Annotated in this window: 23 protein-coding genes; all 23 read right to left on the bottom strand. The window is 31.9% G+C overall.

The features are described from left to right. Positions 1-121 precede the first annotated feature (121 nt). Entirely contained in the window at positions 122-1,261 is a 1,140-nt protein-coding gene (locus tag AC4FRF_RS08085; RefSeq protein ID WP_491158975.1) for a DegT/DnrJ/EryC1/StrS family aminotransferase, read from the bottom strand. Positions 1,262-1,549: 288 nt separating this feature from the next. Next, positions 1,550-2,167, bottom strand: a complete 618-nt coding sequence (locus AC4FRF_RS08080) for an acetyltransferase (RefSeq protein ID WP_491158974.1) — start codon at positions 2,165-2,167, stop codon at positions 1,550-1,552. Continuing rightward, positions 2,157-2,759: a sugar transferase gene (locus tag AC4FRF_RS08075; protein WP_491158973.1), complete on the bottom strand. Its 603-nt coding sequence runs from the start codon at positions 2,757-2,759 to the stop codon at positions 2,157-2,159. The genes AC4FRF_RS08080 and AC4FRF_RS08075 overlap by 11 nt, the downstream gene beginning before the upstream one ends. Before the next feature lie 128 nt (positions 2,760-2,887). Beyond that, positions 2,888-4,105: a glycosyltransferase family 4 protein gene (locus AC4FRF_RS08070; RefSeq protein WP_491159141.1), complete on the bottom strand. Its 1,218-nt coding sequence runs from the start codon at positions 4,103-4,105 to the stop codon at positions 2,888-2,890. 35 nt (positions 4,106-4,140) lie between these two features. After that, a complete protein-coding gene (locus AC4FRF_RS08065) occupies positions 4,141-5,016 on the bottom strand; it encodes a glycosyltransferase family 2 protein (RefSeq protein WP_491158972.1) in 876 nt (291 codons plus the stop codon). Next, positions 5,016-6,128, bottom strand: coding sequence for a glycosyltransferase family 1 protein (locus tag AC4FRF_RS08060; protein ID WP_491158971.1), 1,113 nt, complete (start codon positions 6,126-6,128; stop codon positions 5,016-5,018). Before AC4FRF_RS08060 ends, AC4FRF_RS08065 begins: the two co-directional genes overlap by 1 nt. A gap of 3 nt (positions 6,129-6,131) precedes the next feature. Next, complete coding sequence (locus AC4FRF_RS08055) at positions 6,132-7,184, bottom strand: glycosyltransferase family 2 protein (protein WP_491158970.1); 1,053 nt, start codon at positions 7,182-7,184, stop codon at positions 6,132-6,134. Positions 7,185-7,189: 5 nt separating this feature from the next. After that, positions 7,190-8,281, bottom strand: a complete 1,092-nt coding sequence (locus AC4FRF_RS08050) for an EpsG family protein (protein WP_491158969.1) — start codon at positions 8,279-8,281, stop codon at positions 7,190-7,192. Further along, a complete protein-coding gene (locus AC4FRF_RS08045; RefSeq protein ID WP_491158968.1) occupies positions 8,278-9,396 on the bottom strand; it encodes a glycosyltransferase family 4 protein in 1,119 nt (372 codons plus the stop codon). Before AC4FRF_RS08045 ends, AC4FRF_RS08050 begins: the two co-directional genes overlap by 4 nt. Continuing rightward, positions 9,396-10,490, bottom strand: coding sequence for a glycosyltransferase family 4 protein (locus tag AC4FRF_RS08040; RefSeq protein ID WP_491158967.1), 1,095 nt, complete (start codon positions 10,488-10,490; stop codon positions 9,396-9,398). Before AC4FRF_RS08040 ends, AC4FRF_RS08045 begins: the two co-directional genes overlap by 1 nt. Beyond that, positions 10,491-10,982, bottom strand: a complete 492-nt coding sequence (locus AC4FRF_RS08035) for an acyltransferase (protein WP_491158966.1) — start codon at positions 10,980-10,982, stop codon at positions 10,491-10,493. 61 nt (positions 10,983-11,043) lie between these two features. Then, positions 11,044-12,216 carry a glycoside hydrolase family 88 protein gene (locus AC4FRF_RS08030; RefSeq protein ID WP_491158965.1) on the bottom strand — a complete coding sequence of 391 codons (1,173 nt, stop codon included), beginning with the start codon at positions 12,214-12,216 and terminating at the stop codon, positions 11,044-11,046. Beyond that, positions 12,206-12,766, bottom strand: coding sequence for an acyltransferase (locus AC4FRF_RS08025; protein ID WP_491158964.1), 561 nt, complete (start codon positions 12,764-12,766; stop codon positions 12,206-12,208). The genes AC4FRF_RS08030 and AC4FRF_RS08025 overlap by 11 nt, the downstream gene beginning before the upstream one ends. A 1-nt stretch (position 12,767) precedes the next feature. Next, positions 12,768-13,661 (bottom strand): glycosyltransferase family 2 protein, encoded by an 894-nt coding sequence (locus tag AC4FRF_RS08020; protein WP_491158963.1) that lies wholly within the window; start codon positions 13,659-13,661, stop codon positions 12,768-12,770. After that, positions 13,662-14,624, bottom strand: a complete 963-nt coding sequence (locus AC4FRF_RS08015; RefSeq protein ID WP_491158962.1) for a glycosyltransferase family 2 protein — start codon at positions 14,622-14,624, stop codon at positions 13,662-13,664. A 44-nt stretch (positions 14,625-14,668) separates the two neighbouring features. Continuing rightward, a complete protein-coding gene (locus tag AC4FRF_RS08010) occupies positions 14,669-15,820 on the bottom strand; it encodes a glycosyltransferase (RefSeq protein ID WP_491158961.1) in 1,152 nt (383 codons plus the stop codon). An 18-nt stretch (positions 15,821-15,838) separates the two neighbouring features. Continuing rightward, positions 15,839-17,035, bottom strand: coding sequence for a glycosyltransferase (locus AC4FRF_RS08005; RefSeq protein ID WP_491158960.1), 1,197 nt, complete (start codon positions 17,033-17,035; stop codon positions 15,839-15,841). A gap of 6 nt (positions 17,036-17,041) precedes the next feature. Further along, on the bottom strand, positions 17,042-18,196 hold the full coding sequence (locus AC4FRF_RS08000) for a polysaccharide pyruvyl transferase family protein (protein WP_491158959.1): 1,155 nt from the start codon (positions 18,194-18,196) through the stop codon (positions 17,042-17,044). Then, positions 18,193-19,065 carry a glycosyltransferase family 2 protein gene (locus AC4FRF_RS07995; RefSeq protein ID WP_491158958.1) on the bottom strand — a complete coding sequence of 291 codons (873 nt, stop codon included), beginning with the start codon at positions 19,063-19,065 and terminating at the stop codon, positions 18,193-18,195. Before AC4FRF_RS07995 ends, AC4FRF_RS08000 begins: the two co-directional genes overlap by 4 nt. Beyond that, complete coding sequence (locus AC4FRF_RS07990) at positions 19,062-20,072, bottom strand: glycosyltransferase family 2 protein (RefSeq protein WP_491158957.1); 1,011 nt, start codon at positions 20,070-20,072, stop codon at positions 19,062-19,064. The genes AC4FRF_RS07995 and AC4FRF_RS07990 overlap by 4 nt, the downstream gene beginning before the upstream one ends. Then, complete coding sequence (locus AC4FRF_RS07985; RefSeq protein WP_491158956.1) at positions 20,069-21,070, bottom strand: glycosyltransferase family 2 protein; 1,002 nt, start codon at positions 21,068-21,070, stop codon at positions 20,069-20,071. The genes AC4FRF_RS07990 and AC4FRF_RS07985 overlap by 4 nt, the downstream gene beginning before the upstream one ends. Next, the gene (locus tag AC4FRF_RS07980) at positions 21,067-21,978 is read right to left on the bottom strand and encodes a GT-D fold domain-containing glycosyltransferase (RefSeq protein ID WP_491158955.1); all 912 of its coding nucleotides are present in this window, start codon (positions 21,976-21,978) and stop codon (positions 21,067-21,069) included. The genes AC4FRF_RS07985 and AC4FRF_RS07980 overlap by 4 nt, the downstream gene beginning before the upstream one ends. After that, positions 21,975-22,892 (bottom strand): polysaccharide pyruvyl transferase family protein, encoded by a 918-nt coding sequence (locus AC4FRF_RS07975; protein WP_491158954.1) that lies wholly within the window; start codon positions 22,890-22,892, stop codon positions 21,975-21,977. Before AC4FRF_RS07975 ends, AC4FRF_RS07980 begins: the two co-directional genes overlap by 4 nt. Between the last annotated feature and the right edge of the window lie 8 nt (positions 22,893-22,900).

Raw genomic sequence — 22,900 nt, 5'->3', positions numbered from 1 at the left:
CGTTAACTTGTTAAATATCTAAAAGAGTATGTTCTTAATGTAACAAAAGTGTATTATCAAAACGAGGTCTTCGACAAGCTCAGACAGACACAAGAAAACTTTTAAATTAAATAAACTAGCTCTAGTGCAACAAAAGTGTAATTACCGCTTTTATTCTTGCCCTATCTTCTTCTGTTAAATTAGATCCCGATGGCAAACACAAACCGTTTTCAAACAAATTTTGAGCTACATTTTTGCCATAATAAGGATAATTTTCGAAAACAGGCTGCAAATGCATCGGTTTCCATAAAGGTCGGGATTCGATGTTTTCTTTTTCTAAAGCCAATCGAATTTGCTCAGCGGTAATTCCGTTTGTTTTAGCTGAATCAACTACAATAGCCGTCAACCAATGATTAGACTCAAAATCCGGATTAGGGTTATCAAAAACGCTAATTCCTGAAACACCCTGAAACATTTCTTTGTAAAATTCGTTCATCTTTTGGCGCAAAGCGACATGAGCATCCAATACTTCCATTTGCCCACGACCAATACCAGCACAAATATTACTCATACGATAATTGTATCCCACTTCTGAATGTTGATAATGTGGGGCATTATCTCTGGCCTGAGTAGCCAGAAAAACGGCTTTATCTTTAATTTCTTTATTGGTACTAACTAAAGCTCCTCCACCCGAAGTGGTGATGATTTTGTTCCCATTAAAAGACAGCACCCCGATATCTCCAAAAGTTCCGCACTTTTGTCCTTTATACCTACTCCCCAAGGCTTCGGCACTATCTTCTAAAATTGGAATATTGTATTTTTCAGCAACAGCTTTGATTTCATCCACTTTAAAGGGCATGCCATACAAATGCACCGCAATAATGGCTTTTGGTTTTTTTCCATTACTCATTCTGTCCTGAATTGCTTCTTCTAAAGCAAGAGGACAAATATTCCAGGTTTCCGATTCGCTATCCACAAAAACAGGAGTTGCTCCTAAGTATAATATTGGATTAGCTGAAGCCGAAAAAGTCATACTTTGACAAATCACCTCATCTCCAGACTGAACCCCTAATAATATTAATCCCAAATGAATGGCTGCCGTACCGGAGCTCAAAGCCCCAACATGAACCGTACTGTCTAAATAATTTTCTAAATCCGTTTCAAATCCATTTACATTAGGCCCTAACGGAGCTACCCAATTGGTTTCAAAAGCTTCGTTTACAAATTTTTGTTCGTTTCCTCCCATGTGGGGAGAAGACAGCCATATTTTAGAATTGTTCATTTATATATTTTTTCTCTTTTGATTCAAATACACTCTATTCTTTTTCTTTCCCCTGCCCTAAAGGGTGGAAAAGAATTAATACCACAACTATACTTTATATTTTTTAACTATAAAAGGCATATAAGTTCATTTAAGATTTTATTTTCTCTATATTCAAAATACGGAAAAACAAAAACGATTAATACTTTTATTTTTACACACCCCTCCCCCCTCTCAAGAGGGGAATACGATTGAGCTATAATTAAACACTGTTTTTCAATACACCAAAAGTCTTTGAAATGTTTATACTTATATACTTTTTTTACTCTTTATAATTCTACCAGGATTACCAACTACAACAGCATAATCAGGTACATCTTTGATAATTACAGCACCGGCTCCAATAGTTGCCCATTTGCCGATGGTTATTCCCTGAATGACTTTGGCGCCAATTCCGATATGGGTTCCTTCTCCCACTTTTACACCACCGGCCAAAGCACTATTGGGTGATAAATGCACATAGTCTTCTACAATACAATCGTGTTCTACTATGGCTGCTGTGTTAATAATACAGTGTTGACCAATAACAGCATCTGCATTAATAATCACTCCCGGAGCAATAACCGCTCCTTTTCCAATGGTGGAATAATTTGAAATTATAGCCTGTGAATGTATGGCTGTATGGAAAGTACCGTTTAATCTGTCAACAATTTTTTTTCTAATAGCATTATCGCCGATAGCAATGATCATTTTTTGGTTCCTATCAGTAACAAAATTACCAGATGACAAAACTTCTACTCCTAACAAAAATGCTATTTTAGGTTGGTCATCAACAATACAGGTTACTTTTTCATTACAGGATTGTAAAATATCAATCACTACTTTGCAATGTCCGCTTGCGCCAAATAAAATGATTTTAGTTTCCATTGAACGGTTCTATTGTGGCAGCATCTGCTGCGTTAATTCCTTCGCTCTTTACTACTTTCAAAATAGTTTTGAATAGAATTTTTAAATCCAAAATAAATGAAACATGGTCTACATACCAAACATCCAATTCAAATTTTGTATCCCATGAAATCGCATTACGTCCATTGACCTGTGCCCAACCTGTAATTCCCGGTTTGACTTCATGTCGTCTATTTTGAAAATCAGAATATAAATGTAAATATTGCACCAATAAAGGACGGGGGCCAATCAAACTCATGTCGCCTTTTATAACATTAAGCAACTGCGGAATCTCATCTAAAGAAGTTTTACGAACAAAAGCTCCAATTTTTGTTAAACGTTCCGCATCGGGCAACAAATTCCCATGAGTATCTTTTTTATCGTTCATGGTTTTGAACTTAATAATCTTAAATATTTTACCATCCATCCCCGGACGCAACTGAAAGAAAAAGGGCTTGCCCTGATTAGCAAAAAACAAGCCAACTGTAACGATTAAAAATAATGGACTCAACATTACAAATCCAATCAAAGCAGCTAGGAAATCTATTATTCTTTTAAAAAAAATCTTATACACTTTTTCTATTTTTTGTAGCTTGTTTAAAACTCATCAAAATTAATTCCCCAACCCTAAAGGGTGTAATTTTGATGAATTTTCAAAAACTTTTTTATTTCTTAGGGATAAAAAAAAAGAAAATTTCTTTTTTAAATAAATTTAAACAGATTTCTATATTCTTCCAATACCCCTTCCCAAACTACTTTTTGTTCATAACGGGAGACGATCATTGGTCTTGCATTGTTTTGCAATTGCGAATAAAATTGTAAATCCTTCATTATTTTATCCATAGCCTCCAAAAGCTGATTTGAATTTTTAGCCGGAATGATTATTCCATTTTTCCCGTCAATTATTATCTCATTACATCCATTGATATCCGTTACGATACTTGGTAATCCCATAGCTCCGGCTTGTATTACTACATTTGGAAATCCTTCCCGGTAAGATGGAAATACCAGTACATTACTTATTGAATAATAAGGACGAACATCAGATTGAAAACCCACTGCAATAATATTAGGATTGTTCTCTATTGCTGCTAAAGTTTCTGGTTGCAAGGGATCTAATTCGGTTTCCAGAGAACCGACTAATAGGAGTTTTAAATTAAGCCCTTCGACAGGCTCAGGGTGACAGTGCGTTGTCGGTTGTGAGTTGTCAGTTGTGAGTTGTTGATTGCTCCCAAATGCGCTCTGGTTCTCGACAGCGCTCGAACTGACAGCCAAACACTTAAAAGCATCTATTAATTCATTAATACCTTTATCACCTACCAAACGACCTACGAAAATAAAAACAAAATCATTTTCACCAATTCCCAACTCTTTTTTTAAAGTTTGTTGTTCCTGAAAAGACAGCTGTTCTCTTGAAAAATAAGCAGTATCGATTCCATTCACATTACCATTAGCAATTACTTTCAAGGGTTTAGAAGTGATTTTATATTCTATCAAATCCTGTTTCACACCCTGTCCTTCCGGATAAATATGTGTAGCACAACTACACAGAAGCTTATCCATCAGAATTAATATTTTTTGCAACAAACCCGTTTTAGAAGGAAAAATCAAACCTGTAAAAGTATGTATACGAACAGGAACGCCAGCTAATTTAGCAGCCAGCATAGACAGCAAACCTGCTTTCGGGGTAATTGAATGAACGATTTGGGGCTTCTCTTTTTTGAACAAAAGATACAATTTCCACAAAGACAGCAAGTCTTTTAGCGGACTAATATTCCGTTGCATTTCAATAGCAACTGCCCTTACTCCTTCACGTTCAGCAACAGTATTTAAATGTTCATCCTCACCTGAAACAGCGACTACCTCAAAATGCTTATTCAAAAAAGCCAATTGTCCTTTCAATAAAAAATCCAAAGACATGGCTATGGTAGAGGTGCGAATGAGTTTTTTCAAAACTATTTAACTCTTACTTTATATTGAATCAATAAATAAAGCATCATCCCAAAAGGAATGGCTAATAACGTTAATCCTTTTTCGGGAGTATCTTTTAAAAAATCTTTTTTTCTAAGAATAATACAACTTGAAATATAATGAATCGCTTCAATGAATTTTCGCTTTAGCGATTTCGAATATTGCATAGAAACAATACGGTTGTAAATAAACCCCTTAGGGTATTTTAGATATTGCTGGAACATCGTATTAGAAGAACCATCTGGCTGATATTCAACAATCACTAAGACTTCATTGAGTGTTACCAATTGGTATTCTTTATCAATCATTAAATATTTTGTACCTAAACCCACGTATTTTTCTCCTTCAAAAAGAGGGTAATCTGGATAATTTTTTACAATATCTGTTCTATAAACCAGTTTTTTATCTCCACTCCCTCCATTTAAATAGAATTCTTCCAGTGTAGTTGTTTCTGTAGTAAAAATCGTTCCGAGTATCTCACCCGACTCAACAGCATCTAAACCAATAATTCCAGAATATTTTTGCTGATCAACCTCATCCCATTTATTTAAAATCAGTTCTATAGCATTATTAGGCATGTAATCATCTGAATCGATACAAGTATTCAATTCGGTACTGATATTTCTATAAGCAGTATTATGCGCTCCGTGCATTCCCTGATTTTCCTGCTCAATATAACAAATAGAAATTCTATTTTCCTGAATCCAGTTGGTAACTAATTCTTTCGTATTATCTGAGGAACCATCATCTACAATCAACCATTCAAAATCATCTGAAGTTTGTTGACACAAACTATGATACAGTCTTGGTAATAAATGCGCTCTATTATAAGCCGGAGTAAAAACAGTTAAGGTTTTCATTATTTTCTTTGCAACAATTCGGTATATTTTGCTTCTAAAATCCTAACATTGGCATCAATGTCGTAACCTTTCGCTTTAATAGCTGGCGAAACATCGTTTTTAGGAGAAACTTTCAAATTATTAATTTTTTCTGCCCATTGAATTGCCGATTCTTTCAATGATATCACACTTACATTTTCAGGAATTAAAATGGCTTCTTGAGGTATTCCATCCGAAATAACGCAGTGCACTCCGGCTGCCTGAGCTTCTACTAAAGAGACCGGTAAACCTTCAAATAAAGAAGGAAAAAGAAATACATCCATAGCTTGAAGTAATTTATTGACATCATTACGGGAACCTAAGAAAATCACTTTTTCTTCGATTCCCAATGCACTCACCTGCTCCTGAATTTTGAATTTCAATTCGCCTTCTCCTACTAAAAACAACTTTTGGTTTTGATTTTTTTGTAAAAGCAAAGCAAATACTTCGACTAGAAATTCGTGATTTTTTTGAATATTAAAGCGTCCAACATGAATGTAATTGATGGACTCCAATGCATTTAATTCCTTTTTTATTTGTTGGACAGGTTGAACTTTATAAGCAAACAATTCGGAATCAATAGCATTAGTCATGGTAAAGGCTTCTTTAGCCTTTTCTTTACCAAAAAGCCATAAACTCGCTTCATCCCCACAACTAAAATAAGTATTGACATAACGCATCATTCTTTTTTTCCAAAACCATCGAAAAGGAAACTTTAAATCAACCTTCGATTTTGAATTATGTCCATGAGCAATGATTACCGGAACACCACGTCTGTAAGCTTCTTTATAAAAAAAATAACCCAATTCTGAACATTGTCCGTGAATAATGGAATAGTGATTTTCGTCAAAAAACTGAACAATCTGCTGTTTGTAATTTTCTAGTTTCAACGGATGAACATTAGAAAAACGAAATATTTTCCCTCCTAAAGAATGTATTTCGTCTTCATAAGCTCCTTTTTCTTCCCGATGTACTGCAAAATCAAATTGGAATTTCGATTTATCCAATTTTCGATAATAATTCATCACATTGGTTTCGGCACCACCTCGATTGAGGATGGTAAAAAGTTGTAAAATGCGTATGGGTTGCTGCATGAATTATTTATTGATGATTCTTTTGATTACCATTAACATAAACAGTAATGGCAATGCCATGCTATTTTTTGCAAAAAAGAAAAACAGTTTCCAATGGATGGGAAAATAATTTAACGGCAACTCTTTTACAGCTTCTGTATATCGTTTATCAGTAAGTATCCTTTTTAGACGGACGTACTTAGTGTATAAAGATTCATTAGCATAGAGTTCATTTAGTCCCAACCCAATAATGCCCAATGAAATTCTATTTTTTAAAGCTCGCTGAAATTGAAAACCCAATTGCTCTTTTTCTAAAAATGCACCTACCATCGCATACAATGTGTGCCATTGGTGAAACAAATTGGGTTTATGAACAGAAGTTAGTGAACTTTGATTGCTTTTTCTGTAATGATACAAACAACGGTGTAAATTAGAAATTGACTGTACATATTTAAAAAAATAGGCATTAAACAACATATCTTCTGTTCCAATCGATTTACAATCAGTAAAATATATTTTGTTGTTTTTTATGATTTCCGTTTTATATAACTTTCCCCAAGCCGTTACGATAGTATCGGCATTTTCTGGATGCACTAATTCTTCTTCATACAAACCGATAATTCTCCTGTGAACTTTTCTTGATTCATTTTCATTAAAAGTTAAATCCCCTTCTAAAATAAATTTTTCTTCATTATGATTCGAAAATTCTTTAACATAAGAAAACAAAACCACATCTGCATTCGTCTGTTCCACATTATCAATTAACAGTTGACATGTATCTAAATCAATCCAGTCATCACTATCTATAAAAAGAATATAATTGCCGGTTGCAGCATCAATCCCAGTGTTCCTTGCTCCAGAAAGTCCTTTATTTTGCTGATTAATTAATTGAATTCTGGAATCTTTTAATTGGTATTCTTCGCAAATCATCAGACTATTATCAGTAGATCCATCATTTACTACAATAATTTCTAAATGAGAATAGCTTTGATTCACCACAGAATCTAAACATTGCCGCAAATAAGCTGATACATTATAAACCGGAATAATAACACTAATTAAGGAATTGCTAAACATGTAAACTAGGCAGTAGGCATTAAAATTACATTCATCAGATAAGTAAAAGCGAAATAAGCCAACAAAACAGTAGCCAATACTCTATGCTGATTTTTAAGCTGAATCTTTGTCAAAAAAGGATATACAATCACAACTCCCATCATAAACCAGGATAAATAAGCAAAACGATTGGAAAAATTAGCCCGAATGACTAAAACCCAGAATCCATTGGCGGCCAGATACACACACACCAAACGATTGTAAACAGGATCTTGAAATTTCTTTTTAAAAATAAAGAAATAGGCTGCGTAGACTGCTGAAGCCGAATACAGCAAAAAATCCCAACGAAAACCCGTACTGGAAAACTCACCCTGTTCATTGGTTCCTGTTAAATAACTCGCCCTATTATCCTCCATCAAACCAGCAAAAAGCCCTTCCCAAAAGCCTCCGGCTATTAAGGATAAAGGAATACAAGCCAGCCAGCCATAGAAATATTTCTTTGGATCAGCATAAAAATAAGTCAAAATTAAAGCGGCTGTAGGGACAACCAACGACTTATGAAAACCTACAGCAATGAGTACAAACAGCACTTTAAATACGATTTTATCCCTCGATAAAGCATACAAGAAAATAGAGGTCGCAATACCATTTCGAATTCCATTGGTACCAAACGCCCAAAAAGAAAAAGAAGCCACCAGTGCCAGAAAAGCATAATAATTATATGATTGAAACCATTTCTTACAGGCTGCCCAAAGAGGCAAAACATACAATAAAGTACAAACTAAAAAAAATGAGGAAGCGCTCATTATTTGAGCACAATTGTACATAAAATACTCAAAAACAATATCGTTTGACGGTATAAAAGGCATTCCTCCCTGATATTTTTCGTATGAATAATTATACACGACCATGTCACCAAATCTCCAATTGATTGGCCGTAATCCCATGTGCAAAACAACAAACAATAATAATAGTCCTGCCTGTGTTTTAATAGAACCTAAATTTTTAGTAGCATTTATAGCGACACTATTCGATCTGAAAAAAGTAATTAGTACTATTATCAATAAAATATAATAATAGGCAACTGTATAAATTTCTATTGGAACTAGAGTATTCAATTTTCTATTTTTAACTGAGTAAACAAATTATTCCATTGTGCCATCATATATTCTTTTGAAAAACGGATAACACTTTGTCTGGCATTTTCCCCTAAATAATTTCTTTTACTTTCATCAAGCATGAGTTTAGAAAGACTTTTAGCAAAATCTTCCCTGCTATTTTGAGGCGTCAAGTAACCATCAAACTCATTAGTAATAATATTTCGCGGACCAAAAGGACAATCATAAGAAACAATTGGCAAACCAGAAGCCTGCGCTTCCAATAAAACCATTGGAAAACATTCGGTTGCTGAAGTCATGGCGTAAATGGATGCTTTTTCTAATTCCTGTTGTAAATCAGTAGTAGCTGGTAGTATTAAAAAACTGGATTCTAAATTAAAACTTTGAATCAATTGCTGAAGTTCTCCCAGTAATTTGGGGTCTCCGTCACCAAATAATTTGAATTTCCAATCTGGAAATTTTTCATGAACTAGTTTCCAAATGTGAACTAATTCCTGAAATTGTTTTACAGGAGCTATTCTTCCTGCTGCAATTACTGTTTTATCTCTTTTGATGTTCTGAGTGTAATCAACTTTAAAATCAGTAAAATTTGGAATAACAACCGTTTTACACCCCTCAAAATAGGAAACTTCATCTTTATTTAATACCACTAAGGCATCGTAACGTTTAAAAACATTTGTTAAATTATCTTTTATGGATTTTTCCTCTTTTCTTTCGGAAATTCCAACCACTACCCCTGAGGAATGTAATTCTTTAATTTTAGGAATCTGTTTTTGTATATAAGGTAAAAAAAACTGTTCCGGCGTATAACTTATGGAAACAATAATATCCGGTTGAATTTTTTTAATCAATCTGCGTAATCTAAAATAGTGTTTTAGAATTTTAAATAAATTCTTCGGATGAAAATAACTGCGATTTTTATGGTAATTGACCGCTAAATCAAATCGGGTTAATTTTTTATCCAAAGGATAAACGTCAGGCATCCCCAACTGTTCAAAGGTGGCTAAAAAAACCTCATCTTTATGCTGTTGCAATAAGAAATTAATTTTTTGCGACAGCATTCGTTCAATTCCTCCATGAGTAGCAAGTTGATTCGTACAATATAAAATTTTCATTACACCAATTCTTTAAATAATGCCTCCCATTGCTTCATTACTGTTTCAGGCAAAAACCGTTTTACATTTTCTCTTGCTTTAATACCCATTTCTTTGCGCAAGAAATCATCTTCAATCAATTGATTGATGGCAGAAGCAAATTTATGTATATCATTATTTTTTACCAAAAAACCATCCTGATTGTCACTAATAATATCTTTGGGGCCATGAGGACAATCAAAAGAAACACAGGGAACCCCACAGGCCATCGCTTCAATAAGTACCATTCCAAACCCCTCAAAACGAGAGGGTAACACAAAAATTGAAGCCTGCTGGTATTGTTCTATTATATTTTTATCCGGAGAAAAAAAAGCAACCCTTTTGTCAATCCCCAATCGTTTGGCTAAAGTTGTCAATCCTTGTTTGTCATCTATCGTTCCAAAAATGGCTAATTCCCAATCAGGATTTTTTTGATAAACTATTTTCCAACTTTGTAATAATCGATCATATCCTTTCTGAAAAGTATGTTTCCCAACTGCAATGACGGTTTTATTCTTCGATTCTAAAATGCTGCCTGGATAAAAAGAAAGAGGATTTGGAATAACAACTAAATTCTTCAAGTTCCATTCTAAGGTATTCCCCTGAGTTAAAACAACAAACCTATCATATGATTTTGCTAAAACCCCCATTATACCAAAAGTTACTTTGGTCTTTATTTTTTGCAAAAAAGTTTCAGAATCACTTTTAATTTCAATTTGTTTAGAAACATGACGTTCATAAACCATCGGACAGGGTTTGCTTAATAGCAATGGTAGAAAAAAAGCCTTTAATCCGTCATCACATACACAGATAATTTCGGGTTTTATACTTCTTATTAGTTTTTTTAAACCAAATGAATACTGTTTTATATATTGTAAAACATTTCCCTGTACCACAATGTCATGATGTATTATTTTATTACTAAAATCAAAAAACAAAGTATCATGCCCCTGATTCAAAGTAACAATATGTACTTCATAATTCAATATATCCGCCAAATAACTAGCTTTGACCGACAGCACTCTTTCTAATCCTCCGGCACCCGAAATTTGATTGGTAATGTATAAAATACGCATTTACAGAATACTCTTTTGAATTTGGTTTCTTTCCATAAACACCAAAGTATTATCAGGTACATTGCCTTTTATTACACAACCTGCACCTATCACACAATTTTTTCCAATAATAGTATTTCGTAAAATCACCACATTACTGGCTATCCAAGTTCCTGAACCTATACTTATTTCTCCAATGGCATATTCAGATGCACTCACTCCATTAATTACATCATAGCGATGGTCGTTATCAAACACACACACATTAGGTCCAAAATTACAATTATCTCCTATTGTAATTTTGGATTTGGCACTCAGCATACAATTTTGATTCATAAACACTTTGTCTCCTATGATTATACTTCCGGAATTGGTAGCCACTAAACTGGAGTTTCTGGAAATACATACATTTTTCCCTAACGAAATTTTTCCTGTTTGCAGTATTTTTATTTCCACTGAAGGACTAATCCGTTGTAATAATGAAGCATTAAAACCTTTATATAATAATTTCAAAAAAGAAACTCTTATAAGATTATAAAGAAATAAAATATAAGTCATTTTATATCTAAATTGATTATTGTAAATTCAGCGTTCTTAATACAAAACCCTGCGTAAAAGGCAAAATATCAAATTCCTGTGAATGTACCCCAATCCCCTTAGTATCTCCTTGTGAAAAATCGACTGCGCCATCCCGTCTTGTTACCGACATTAAATATTTTAAGGCCTTTGATTTTGCTTCTAAACCAATTTCTCTTATTGATTCTATTTGGGAGACATTGGCAAAAAACCAGGCTAATGTTGCTGTTGTAGAAGAATCGGCACGAGCTTCCTTAGATGTTACTAACCAATTCCAACAGCCATTTTCATTTTGAAAACGGATAGCCATATTAGCAAAGCTAATAACACTTTGAGTTAATTTTTCTTTTTCATAATGACTATCTGGTAATTCAAGCCAAGTGTCAATCAAACCAATGGCATACCAACCCAAACCACGTCCCCAGCCAAACAAACCTACCCCTAATTTGTTTTTCAAATTATAAGTATGGCATGGAATAAACTGATCTTCCAACATCCCAAATTGATTGAATTGCTTGATTTGATTAATGCCTAATTGCACTGCATCTTCATTATTAAAAAGCAAACCATAACGAACTAAAAAAGGAGAAATAAAACCAATGGTGTCCACATATCTATAATCTGGATTGTGTTTGCGGTAGGCAATTGTTCCGTCAGCTCCTTTTAATTTTACAATCAAATCGTAACTGAAGTCAAAAGCCAGTTTGTACTTTTTAAAATCTAAATTTTCTATTTTAAGAATAGCATAAGCCAATATGACATCATCTACTTCCTTAGGATTAGTTTTCCAGTTTCCATTGGCATCAAATTTTGTATGAACAAAATTCGTTATTTGCTTTGTTAGCTCTACATCTTTTGTTTGTAAATCATAATCGTTCAAACCCAATAGAAGAGCTGCTTGCTGCCAACTTTGGATAGCATTCCTTTTATAGTTTCCTCTTAAAATATCAATAATAATCAATCGATTATTATCAGTAACTCTAATAGTTGGTGTTTTATGTAACCATTTCCCAGACTTTTCTAACAGTTTATCTTTCCAAGCTTCCTTAGAAAGGAAACGACCAATATGAATACGGCTTTGCCAAGTATTGAATTGCGGAATACAATCGATTAAAAAAACGACGATAACAATTCCTACTATTATCCAAACAAAGAAATCACTATAATACATATCCCTCCTGATTTTCTAATTCATTTGCCATTTGCTGCTTCATTGCTGTTGTTATTCCCCCACCTAGGGTGTAACTATAATCGTAATGAGGAGCGTTTTCAAAATTGTTTTTTAATTTAGCTTCGTATTCTTCAATCGAACAAATTACTTTGGCTGGATTACCTGCTGCCACAACATTAGGCGGAATTGATTTTACTACTACGCTGCCAGCACCAATAATCGAATTATCACCAATAGTTACCCCAGGCATAATTAAAACCCTAGCCCCGATAAAACACTTATTTCCTATTTCAATTTTTGCGATCTTGGTATATCCCAAACTTCTTTTACTACTGGTATCATGAGCCAAAAGATATACCTGAGGTGCAAAAATCACATCATCTCCAATCTCTATCAACCAGCAATGTCCGTAATCAATGGTACAATTTATTAATCCCGAACAGTTTTTACCCACTTTTAGACCCGCATTTAAGTTCGCTTCTAAGCTAAGTTGTTCCGAACTGATTCCTTTTATGATATAATGAATTTTTCGAAATATTTTCTTCAGCATATTATGGTATAATTAGTTTTTTCATTTTTAAATACGAAAAATAAGCCCTCGGATACATCAACAAATACATTATTTTTTTGTTTAATCCTTTAAGTTCCCAAAAATAATTTTCTCCGGACAGCAAGGAATTTATTGCCAAATGAATATAATTCCAGACAAATGCTGAAGGATATTTTGAAAACGAGTAAGTATTATTTTTAATTAGCTGAAAGAATGAAAATGCCATCGATTGAACATACCATAATTTATACGAACTGTCCGTTAATCCATTTTCAAGATATTCTTTCATTTGAATCACTTCATTCAAACACAATACCTCATGTTTTTTTGCCATTTCATGCCAAACCACCGCTTCAAAAACCAACTTAACCCCTTCTTTTTCAGGAAAAGGATATTGTTTCATGATTTCGGTTTTAAAAGCTACCGATTTATCTCCTCGCAATTTATATTTTAAATAGTAATCCACAAACTGAATTTGCCAATTGTCTTTTAGAAATGTATCTCCTACAATGTCTCCGTTTGTAAACTGAGACAAACCTATAATACCCGCTATCTTATTGTTATCCTTAATTTTTTGCCATGCTTTTTTTTTTAATTCAATGGCATTTTCAGCTAAAAAATCATCCGAATCTATTATAAAAAACAAATCGCCCTTAGCTTTTTGAACTCCATAATTAATAGCAGTATGTTTGCCTCCGTTTGTTTTATAATAATAATGAATCTTAAGTTTTCCTTCTTTCTGAAACTTTTCGACAACTTCACCTGTATTGTCGGTACTGCCGTCATCTACAAGCAGCCATTCAAAATCAGAATCCTTTTGTTCTAACAAACTTTCATAAAGGCGTTGTAATAAATGTGCCCGATTGTATGTAGGAGTAAATACGGTGACCAACATCTAGTTTAAAAGTATTTTTTTATAAATAATTGGTGAAATGTGGAACAAGGTGTATCGCAGTTTTGCTTTGAATGGTATTCTACAACTAAATTCTTTTCTCCATAAATATGAATAATACAAATTAAAATTTTCTAAAAATAATTTCTTACAAGAACTTTTCGCAGAATAAAAATAATACTCAACAAGTAAATCTAATATAGTTTTTAGAACATTTGGACTGTAATATCCTCTCGATGCAGCATATACTAATCTATTTTTGTACATATCTACAATTTTTACATGAGTATTATTTCTTTCTTCAAATGTTTGAGATAATCTAATGTGATTGTCTGGGCGTTGATAATAGTGGTATAGTTTATCCTCAATTACTACCATTTTTGAACACTCTAGTAATATTTTAAAAATAATTTCCTCATCTTGTGCTCTTTTATATTCTAAGTTATACCTTAAAGTATTAAAAACAGTTTTCTTATACAGTTTATTCCATATCACTAAAGCTTTCACAGAGCTATCAGTATCCTGAACCTGAAACAGATAATCTACACATTGCTCTCCCAGTAAAATGTTTTTCTTGCTAATTACAGAGCAATCCTTTGTAGATGAATTCTCTTTAGTTGTATAACCACATACAATTAAATCTGCATCTTCAATATTATTAATTAACACTTCAAACATTTTTAAATGCAAATAATCATCTGAATCAACAAAAGAAATATAATCCCCTGTAGCTAATTCCAAACCTTTATTTCGAGCAGCCGAAACACCAGCGTTTAATTGTGATATAACTTTTATTCTATTATCCTTCAATTCAAATGATTGCGCTAGCTTAAGAGAATCATCTGTTGATCCATCATCAATCACCAATATTTCAAGATTCTTATATGTTTGATTAATTACTGATTCTAAACATCTTACAAGATATTGCTCAACATTATATAATGGTATAATTACAGAAATTTTCATTAACTTTTTATATATTTATTTGTATAGCGGTTTTGAACAATTATTTAATTCTTCTGTTTTAAAGCAATCAGAAAACTTTCTATTTTTTTTACTCTTGAGGATAGTGTCATCTCATTGACTGCCTCAATTAAGTTGTTTTTAAATTTATTTAAAGAACAAGGATTATGAATCATATATTTTAACATTTCATACAATCCTTCTTCCGTATTTTCAGTTATCCAACCGGTTTCATTATGTTTTAGCAACTCATCCATACCACTGCAGTTTGTTGTTAAAACGGGGGTTTTAAGAATTAGAGATTCAATTACTACTGTACTCAAGCCCTCCTGTATGGATGCCATCACTAATGCTTTGGCATTTTTTATAAACGGATAAGGATTATCTATATGTCCCAACATTGTGATATTGGTTTCTAAATTATTCGCTTTAATTAAATCTAAATATTCCTGTTCTTTATATCCTGCACCAATCATTAATAATTTAAAATCACAACCTTTCTCTTTCAGTTTGCCCAATACACGAATCAATCGATCATATCCTTTTATTGGAATTAATCTCCCTACTGTAACCCAATAATGATCTTTTAAGAAATGAGCGAGAGATACATCTACAGGCAAATTTGCTTTGGTTTTGATACTATTCTCATCAATGGGATTATAAATCGTTACGGGAACTAAGTCATTAAATACATGGATAAAAGATTGGCTCACAGCTTTAGAAACTCCTACAGCAGTATCAAACTTTTTATATGCTTTATATTGCTTTTGTTTTTGTTCCTCTGATACGTTTTTATAAAGTCGTTCCTGATGCGTGTGTAACCAAGCTAATTTTCTGCTTCTTTGAGTGGAATAACTAACAAAGTCTGTTGGCATACCTTCATAAAAAGCCACTTCAATATCATATTTTTCTTTTGCAAAAAAATGATATATCCATGATTTTGGTAGTTTGTTATATAAAAAGTTAAAGAATTTATATTGTAAAGAATTGCTATTATCAATCAACCAAGTATAGTGAATATGACTTGCAAAGCTTTGTTCAAATTGAAACTCATAATCACTATACACACTCTTTTTAAAAATGGCTATGACTGTTGTATCAAATAAACTGGTGTCCAAATTATTAACCAAATCAATCAGCACTTTTTCAGCCCCACCCACAACCATCGACTCAATGTAAAAAGCAATCTTAATTTTCATATAAAATATAAGTAGTTCTTAACTATTTATCAATTGATATAATTTATAAATTTCCTCTTCTGTCCCTAATTGCTCCTGACTTAAATTAGAAGAAAAAGTTGTTGCCATTTGTTTATTTTCAACAACTGTTAAAATAGCATTCGCCAAAGATTGTGGGTTCATTTCACAAATCAAACCATTAACACCGGATTCTATTTGATCTTTGGCAGTGGTGAAATTGGTTACCACAATTGGTTTGGCTAAAATCTTAGCTTCATCCACCGCTATCGATTTTCCTTCATAACGGGAAGGTTGTATATAAATGTCACAGGCTTTCAAATAAGGGTACGGATTTTCTTTTAGTCCCAAAAGTATAATCGTATTTTCTAAACCATAGTCTTTTATTTTTTGCTCTAAAACCAATCGTTCTGCTCCTTCTCCTATGATGTACCATTTTATATTGGGATTCCTTCTTATTAAAAGTAAACTAGCTTCAACAGCCATATCAAATCCTTTTTGATGGTCTAAACGTCCAATTGAAAGAATGCTTAAAAAATTAGTTGCAATTTCTTTTGGATTAAAATCATTTGCTAATTGTTTTATAAATTGCTTAGAACTAATATTGAATATAACAGAAACCTTATCCTGATTTTTAACAAAAGTTTCTTTTAAAACAACCGCACATTTTTCAGAAACAGTAACTATTGAATCTAATTGGGTTAAAAAAAAATCATCAAAACTTTTATCTAATCCCAATTGATTATAATCATTATGTATAAATCCTATTTTTTTTTGTGCATCTACCTTATCAACAACAAAATAAATGGAAGATTTTTCCAAAAAGCCAATTGCTGCATTATACTTTTTCTCCAAAGGAGCAATCGCTTTTGAAAAATACTTCCAGGATTTTTGCTCGGCTACTGCCTTATTTTTTATAAAACGATTCGTAACAAAAAACATTATTCGGGAAACTAACAAATTTAGTTGTAACTTACTTAGAAAGTAATTACAGGAATGGAATAAGTCCAAACCAAATTTTTCAAAGGTTTTAGAAGGTTTTAGAAGGTTTACTTCTAAAGGCAGGGAATTTAAAAAAAGGCCTTCGCTTTTAAATAAAAATAAATCCACATCAAACCTATCATAATCAATCTGATGTAATAAATTCACCAAACTTTTTTCGGCTCCGCCAGCACCTAAACCCGGAATGACAAAAAGTAGTTTTTTTTTTGAACCCATTTGGAATTACAAATATTGATTAGCAGACATTGCTAATGATTTCATGTTGGGTACTATTGTTTCTAAATGTTCTTTAATTGCTACTTTATCTTTATTTAATTCTTCAAATTTTTGAATAAGTAAATCACCATTACTCAACTCTGATTTATCAAGTACCAAACGGGGATAGCCAAATAAATCTGTTGCTATGCCTAAAGATTTTATACTATAGCCCAAAACCATTACAGGCACAGCGGTAGAATAAGCCGCAATGGTGGCGTGCGTACGTGCACCTATAAATAGTTCCATACGGGAAATATAACCCTTATATTGGGATGCCGTTAAATTGTTTGGCAACAAGAGAACTCTATTGTCTGCCATACTACCTAAATCATTAATGAGTCTTTGCATACATTCATGGTCGTCATTACCTGGCTGTATAACATGAGGGGTAAAAGCAATAGTATAATTGGTTTCCGAAAGTATATGATGTAACAATTTTATAACCGAAGCCCTGCTTTGCGGTATTTTATTTTCTACTAACGGACTGTAATTAAAGCCAATGGTATTTCCTTCCTGCCAGTTCTGAGGAAATGGCAATACTTCTTTATCTAATAAAAAAGCACCATCTGCTACTAATTTGGTATTTGTAAGTCCTGCTGCTCTCAATTGCGATTCAGAAATAGATTCTCTGATAACTAATTGATCAAATTTTTTCAAATCATGTATTTTTTCAGGATTTAAATCCTCCTCCCCTATGGATGCTCCCCACAACAACAATCTTTTCCCTTTCAATTTGATCAATCGATTCAATTCATAGTAGTCCGCAATGTTACCATAACAATAATTATCACCTCCTATAGATAGAAAAACATCAAAATCATCAATGCGATCAATAATGTCCTTATGCATTAACTGATAGGAAACTGACTGACTTTTATTGAGTTTTACATTGAAATAATTTTTAAAAAACAAAGCAGAAAAAGCCTTAACTTTTCTATTTTGGTTATGAAAAATTATTTCGTTCAATCCTATTATAGAAGTATCAGTATCCGGATTATAGGAGGCTAATGCCAAATAGGCACTTGGATATTTCTGTCTAATTACTTGTATTGCTGTAACTACTATAGCTTCACAGCCTTTGTTTCCACTACCTCCGTGAAAGAACATTAAAATTTTCATTTAAATGATATTTTTTTAATAATATAAATAAAGTGAATTAATTCAAATCTAATTTTTGAAATCCCCATCCATTTTCGGATATTTTTTACAGAATAATATGCTTTGAATGCATATATATAACCGTAATCAAGTTTAATCTTTTCCCAAATTGTAAGATTTCCATATTTTTTAAGAATTTTATTGATGTATGCCCCTCCAATAGGGTATTTAAAATAGGTTTTACCCAGCGTATTGCTTAGCCCATCTTCTAGATAATTCCCAAATTTAATTACTTTATTAAAGTATCGTATTTTATAATGATATCCCATTTTGTACCAAACAGCTCCTTCAATTAAAAAATTCTCATTTTGAAATTCTGGAAATTTAAATTTCTTCAGGATATTGGTCTTATAAACTTCTGCCATATCTCCCAAAATATTATTTTTTTTCCTATCATAAAAATAACAATCAACATAATCTTTACCAGAAAAAGTACTTCCATACAAATTCCCCTCCGGGCTTGTATGTAAACCTGAGACTCCGCAAAAATCAGAATCGTTTTTTATAGAATCAAACATTTGACATATTGTTTCTACCGCATTACAAGCTAAATAATCATCAGAATCTACAATGAAAAAATAATCTCCTTTAGCCATTTCTACACCTAGATTTATAGCTCGGTGTTTTCCTCCATTAGATACTTTTATATATTTTAATGGAAAAGGCAAATCAATTTGCAACCACTCACTAAAAAGTTTTTCTGTATTATCAATAGACCCATCATCCACTACTATCCACTCAAAATTAAAAGTACTTTGTCTTCTTAATGAATCAAAAAGTACTGGAACGATGTACGCTCTATTAAAAGTGGATGTAAAAATGGAAATCATTTCTTAATTTTATTAAACATCCATACTTTTATTTTATACTTAATACTATCATATATTACTTTTCCATAACTTAAGTAAAAATGTTCTTTAATATCATTGACTTTAAAGTAGTATTCCGAAGTACTATCATTGATATTATCTATATATGTAATTATACCATGTTCTATCATGTATTTTCTTAACTTAAAAGGATTTACCCTATGTCTGGCCATCAATTCAAAAATCACCACAATAGTTTCTAACATAATATGATCTTTGAAATAAGAAATCAGTCCAGGGCTCACGTTAAGTCTATCCTCTAATTGAAATAGAAATAACCTCCGAATCTTAAAAACATCAAATCTTCGCAAATCTGGTTTTTTTGACATTGCTGAAGAAGGGTTTATCCTAACCGTTAATCCTAGATATGGAATGTGGTAAATTGATTTAATTGATAGCAGAATATAATATATAAAAACGACATCTTCTCCGTATTTACAATTTTTATCAAATTTTATATTACTATCTGACAGTATACTTTTCTTTACAAGAAAAGAACCTATTCGTATTTTAAACCGCTTATAATCAAAAAAATGTCTCAATAATTCTTCATTACTTTTAAAAGAATTTAAATATGATGAAAAAACAGCATTTGAATTTTTTTCAATATTATAATATTGATGGTCATAATAAATAAAATCATAATTACTCATACCCAAAAGAATTCCGATATTATTGTTCCAATGAAATTCATCATCAGCATCCAGAAAGAGGACATATTCACCCTGAGCAATAGCTACACCAGCATTACGAGCAGCAGAAACACCTTGATTAGATTGATTTATTACTTTAACACATTCATTTTGCTGTGCAAAGACATTTAATATTTGTAAAGAACCATCTATACTCCCATCATTGACACATATAACTTCAATATCTACAGCTGAATTATTTAATACCGAATTAAGACATTCATTTAAATAAGGAGCTGCATTGTAAACAGGGATAATTATAGAAAGTTTATTCATGAATTATAATTGAGTACCTTTTTCTTGATGTGATAAGCAATTAAATAACAAAACTGCTTCATTTTCATAACATTCTGAAATCCAAAAAAAACAAAACTATTAGAATTCAAAAAAGGAAATTTATCAGATAATTTTTGAAACAAATAATTTGATTCAAGTTCCGTTAAAAGGCTTTTAAGTTCTTTGAAGCGCTTTTTATTATGAACAGGTAGAATGTTTAATTCTAGTATTCTTGTAATAAAAATTGAAATTACTGTCTCAAAATAGTTGTTTTCTTCATCATTACTGTTTGAAAAATTTTCATTTTTGTAATTTATCAAGATAGAAATTGCATTTAAAAATCCCTGATAAGCTTTTTCAGTAGCCCCTTGCTTGGTAGCCGAATCTGAGCGCAAAGTATAATTATAATAAGGTAAAGAAAAATAGCTACAGCGTTTTGCTTTAGCTTGAACCATAGCATTAAAAACAGTGTCTTCTCCTATGATGATATTAGACGAAAAACGAATCTCTTCAATTAATTGTTTTTTGTAAAACGTGGGAGGAAATGTCCTCCGTGGATGTTGAAATCCACCTTCAATAATATTATCTCTACCTGCATAAAAATTCCCTGCTAAAACATCTCCATTTTCAGAAACAGCACGCATTCCAAGATAAAGAATGTCTAAATTTTCTTTGTCCGCCTTCTCAACAATGGCTCTTAATGTATTTTCAGAAATACAATCGTCAGAATCTATAAAAGTGATATAAATTCCTTTGACAATATCTAAACCTTTATTTCTAGCCACAGATACCCCTTGATTATCCTGCAATACTAAAACTAAATTCTTATATTTTTGTTCATAATCTTTTAGTATTTCTAATGAATTATCTGTAGAACCATCATTAATCACAATTACTTCATAATCATTTACAGATAAATCCTGAGCAAAAACACTATCCAAACATCGTTTTAAATACGATTCAGTATTATAAACCGGAATAATTATGCTAAGTTTCATAATGATATTGTTCCGATAATTGAATCATAATACACTTTCTTATATTGCTCTGGTATATCTAAATTATTTTCATTTTTTTGCTCTCCTCCTTTTTTCCCTTGAACAATTTCTCTAGTAAGAGCATTATTTTTATACCAACTATACTCAATGTCTATATGTCCTAAGTCTAATGCCCAATACCCTCTTTTTGCTAAATCATATGTTAAAATTGTAGCTGCAGGACCCAAAGCACAAATAATCAAAAAACTCTTAGAATGCTTACAAACTTCATTTAGTATTACATCATAACAATCATATGCGTTTTCAGAAGGACATATAATACGTTGAATACTTTTTGCATTCGCAAATAAATCATTACCTACCCCTAAACGAGAATATTCACCCTCAATAAATAAAACATCTTGATTCCTCCATATTTCTTGCAACTTTTTTACTATAGTTGGCACTTCTGATTTATCAACCTTATGATGATAAAACCTAGAAATCAACGCATTACCAAATATTAAATTCTTTCTTAAAAGATTTTTTGACAAATCATTACTATACTTATTAAGAAAATCTATCCAATGATATTTTGATTCTAATTTAAACCCTTTTTGAGAGACGAGAGCAGAAGTAAGACAAACCATATGTGATTCAAAATCAGAATTAATAACTTCATTTAATCTCTTAGCAAGTTCAATCGAAGATGCCTGAAAAACAATATCCCTTTTATTCATCAAAAGTATCAATTCACCGTCACCAAATCGTGAAACTGATTTTTTTTGTTTAATAATAACATCAATAGTTGCTAGTATACTCAAAACTTCTATACTAGGAAAATCTTTTCTTAAATTCCTAGTTCTAAATTTCCAATATTGAAATATAAATATATTTCGAATATCACTTATATTTTTTCTTAAAATCATTTTTCAAAATTATACTTCAAAGGAAAAGGTGCACTTTTCAATAAATTTTGTTGAATGTTCTCAACAATTTCTTTTTTAGGAATAGAATAATCTTGATAATCTAAAAAAAGCTGTTCTATGAAATTAACATCATACTTGTTAATAAATATCTCTTTATATAATGAGATATTAACTGAAGAAAAATAATCCTGAAACTTCACACCATCACCATTTAATTTTTTATCTATAAAAGAAAATTTCACCCACAATGCTGGAATTCCATATGAATGTGCAACGATAACTCCATGTAATGAAGTGGAAATAATTTTCTCACAACTATTGATTAAGTCTATAACAGTTTCAAGATCTTGTGTTAAGTCTATTACCACAACTTCTTCAGAAAGCGAAATGTTTGTTAATGATTGATAGTGAAAAAGATGTGGGATAATACCAATTTTATATTTATGCAAACTTTTGGGTTGATAAATCAAACTTAATAACAAAGCTGGGTCTCCAACTACTTTTGGAGCACTTGCACCCAATTCATTCAATCTATTTGAGGTTTTATACCCTCTTACTGCACGAAAATTATTTAAAATTTGTGGGGTATCATTTTCAGATAAAATACCAGCCCCCCATACTATTACATTGGAATACCTGTGCCAGGCGATAATACTTCCAATTGAAATTAGTACTTCGAAATTAAAAATATCTAACCATTCTGGGAAATCACTAATTTCTTTAAAATTATATTTAAATGAAAATACTTTCTTAACAATGACTTTTGTTGCATATGTTTTACTATTACCTAATTCTAGCAACGGAACATATTTCACTTTTTGATTTGATAATTTTTCAATAATCCATGGGCTTAATTCATCACCAAAATTACCTGCACCTTCTCTTTTATGCCAAAATAGCCTTATATTTTTCATGATATGCA

It is taken from the genome of Flavobacterium sp. ST-158 (assembly GCF_058309975.1).
This window is presented reverse-complemented; position numbering and strand designations above follow the sequence as displayed.

Excerpts from the sequence above, each read along its gene's own strand:
- AC4FRF_RS08010 (WP_491158961.1), bottom strand. The coding sequence starts at position 15,820 with ATGAAAATTAAGATTGCTTTTTACATTGAGTCGATGGTTGTGGGTGGG.
- AC4FRF_RS08030 (WP_491158965.1), bottom strand. The coding sequence starts at position 12,216 with ATGTATTATAGTGATTTCTTTGTTTGGATAATAGTAGGAATTGTTATC.
- AC4FRF_RS08040 (WP_491158967.1), bottom strand. The coding sequence starts at position 10,490 with ATGCGTATTTTATACATTACCAATCAAATTTCGGGTGCCGGAGGATTA.
- AC4FRF_RS08020 (WP_491158963.1), bottom strand. The coding sequence starts at position 13,661 with ATGTTGGTCACCGTATTTACTCCTACATACAATCGGGCACATTTATTA.
- AC4FRF_RS08060 (WP_491158971.1), bottom strand. The coding sequence starts at position 6,128 with ATGCAGCAACCCATACGCATTTTACAACTTTTTACCATCCTCAATCGA.
- AC4FRF_RS08025 (WP_491158964.1), bottom strand. The coding sequence starts at position 12,766 with ATGCTGAAGAAAATATTTCGAAAAATTCATTATATCATAAAAGGAATC.
- AC4FRF_RS08045 (WP_491158968.1), bottom strand. The coding sequence starts at position 9,396 with ATGAAAATTTTATATTGTACGAATCAACTTGCTACTCATGGAGGAATT.
- AC4FRF_RS08005 (WP_491158960.1), bottom strand. The coding sequence starts at position 17,035 with ATGGGTTCAAAAAAAAAACTACTTTTTGTCATTCCGGGTTTAGGTGCT.
- AC4FRF_RS08085 (WP_491158975.1), bottom strand. The coding sequence starts at position 1,261 with ATGAACAATTCTAAAATATGGCTGTCTTCTCCCCACATGGGAGGAAAC.
- AC4FRF_RS07985 (WP_491158956.1), bottom strand. The coding sequence starts at position 21,070 with ATGAAACTTAGCATAATTATTCCGGTTTATAATACTGAATCGTATTTA.
- AC4FRF_RS08055 (WP_491158970.1), bottom strand. The coding sequence starts at position 7,184 with ATGTTTAGCAATTCCTTAATTAGTGTTATTATTCCGGTTTATAATGTA.
- AC4FRF_RS07990 (WP_491158957.1), bottom strand. The coding sequence starts at position 20,072 with ATGAATAAACTTTCTATAATTATCCCTGTTTACAATGCAGCTCCTTAT.
- AC4FRF_RS07975 (WP_491158954.1), bottom strand. The coding sequence starts at position 22,892 with ATGAAAAATATAAGGCTATTTTGGCATAAAAGAGAAGGTGCAGGTAAT.
- AC4FRF_RS07980 (WP_491158955.1), bottom strand. The coding sequence starts at position 21,978 with ATGATTTTAAGAAAAAATATAAGTGATATTCGAAATATATTTATATTT.
- AC4FRF_RS08000 (WP_491158959.1), bottom strand. The coding sequence starts at position 18,196 with ATGAAAATTTTAATGTTCTTTCACGGAGGTAGTGGAAACAAAGGCTGT.
- AC4FRF_RS07995 (WP_491158958.1), bottom strand. The coding sequence starts at position 19,065 with ATGATTTCCATTTTTACATCCACTTTTAATAGAGCGTACATCGTTCCA.
- AC4FRF_RS08015 (WP_491158962.1), bottom strand. The coding sequence starts at position 14,624 with ATGAAAATTTCTGTAATTATACCATTATATAATGTTGAGCAATATCTT.
- AC4FRF_RS08065 (WP_491158972.1), bottom strand. The coding sequence starts at position 5,016 with ATGAAAACCTTAACTGTTTTTACTCCGGCTTATAATAGAGCGCATTTA.
- AC4FRF_RS08080 (WP_491158974.1), bottom strand. The coding sequence starts at position 2,167 with ATGGAAACTAAAATCATTTTATTTGGCGCAAGCGGACATTGCAAAGTA.
- AC4FRF_RS08070 (WP_491159141.1), bottom strand. The coding sequence starts at position 4,105 with ATGTCTTTGGATTTTTTATTGAAAGGACAATTGGCTTTTTTGAATAAG.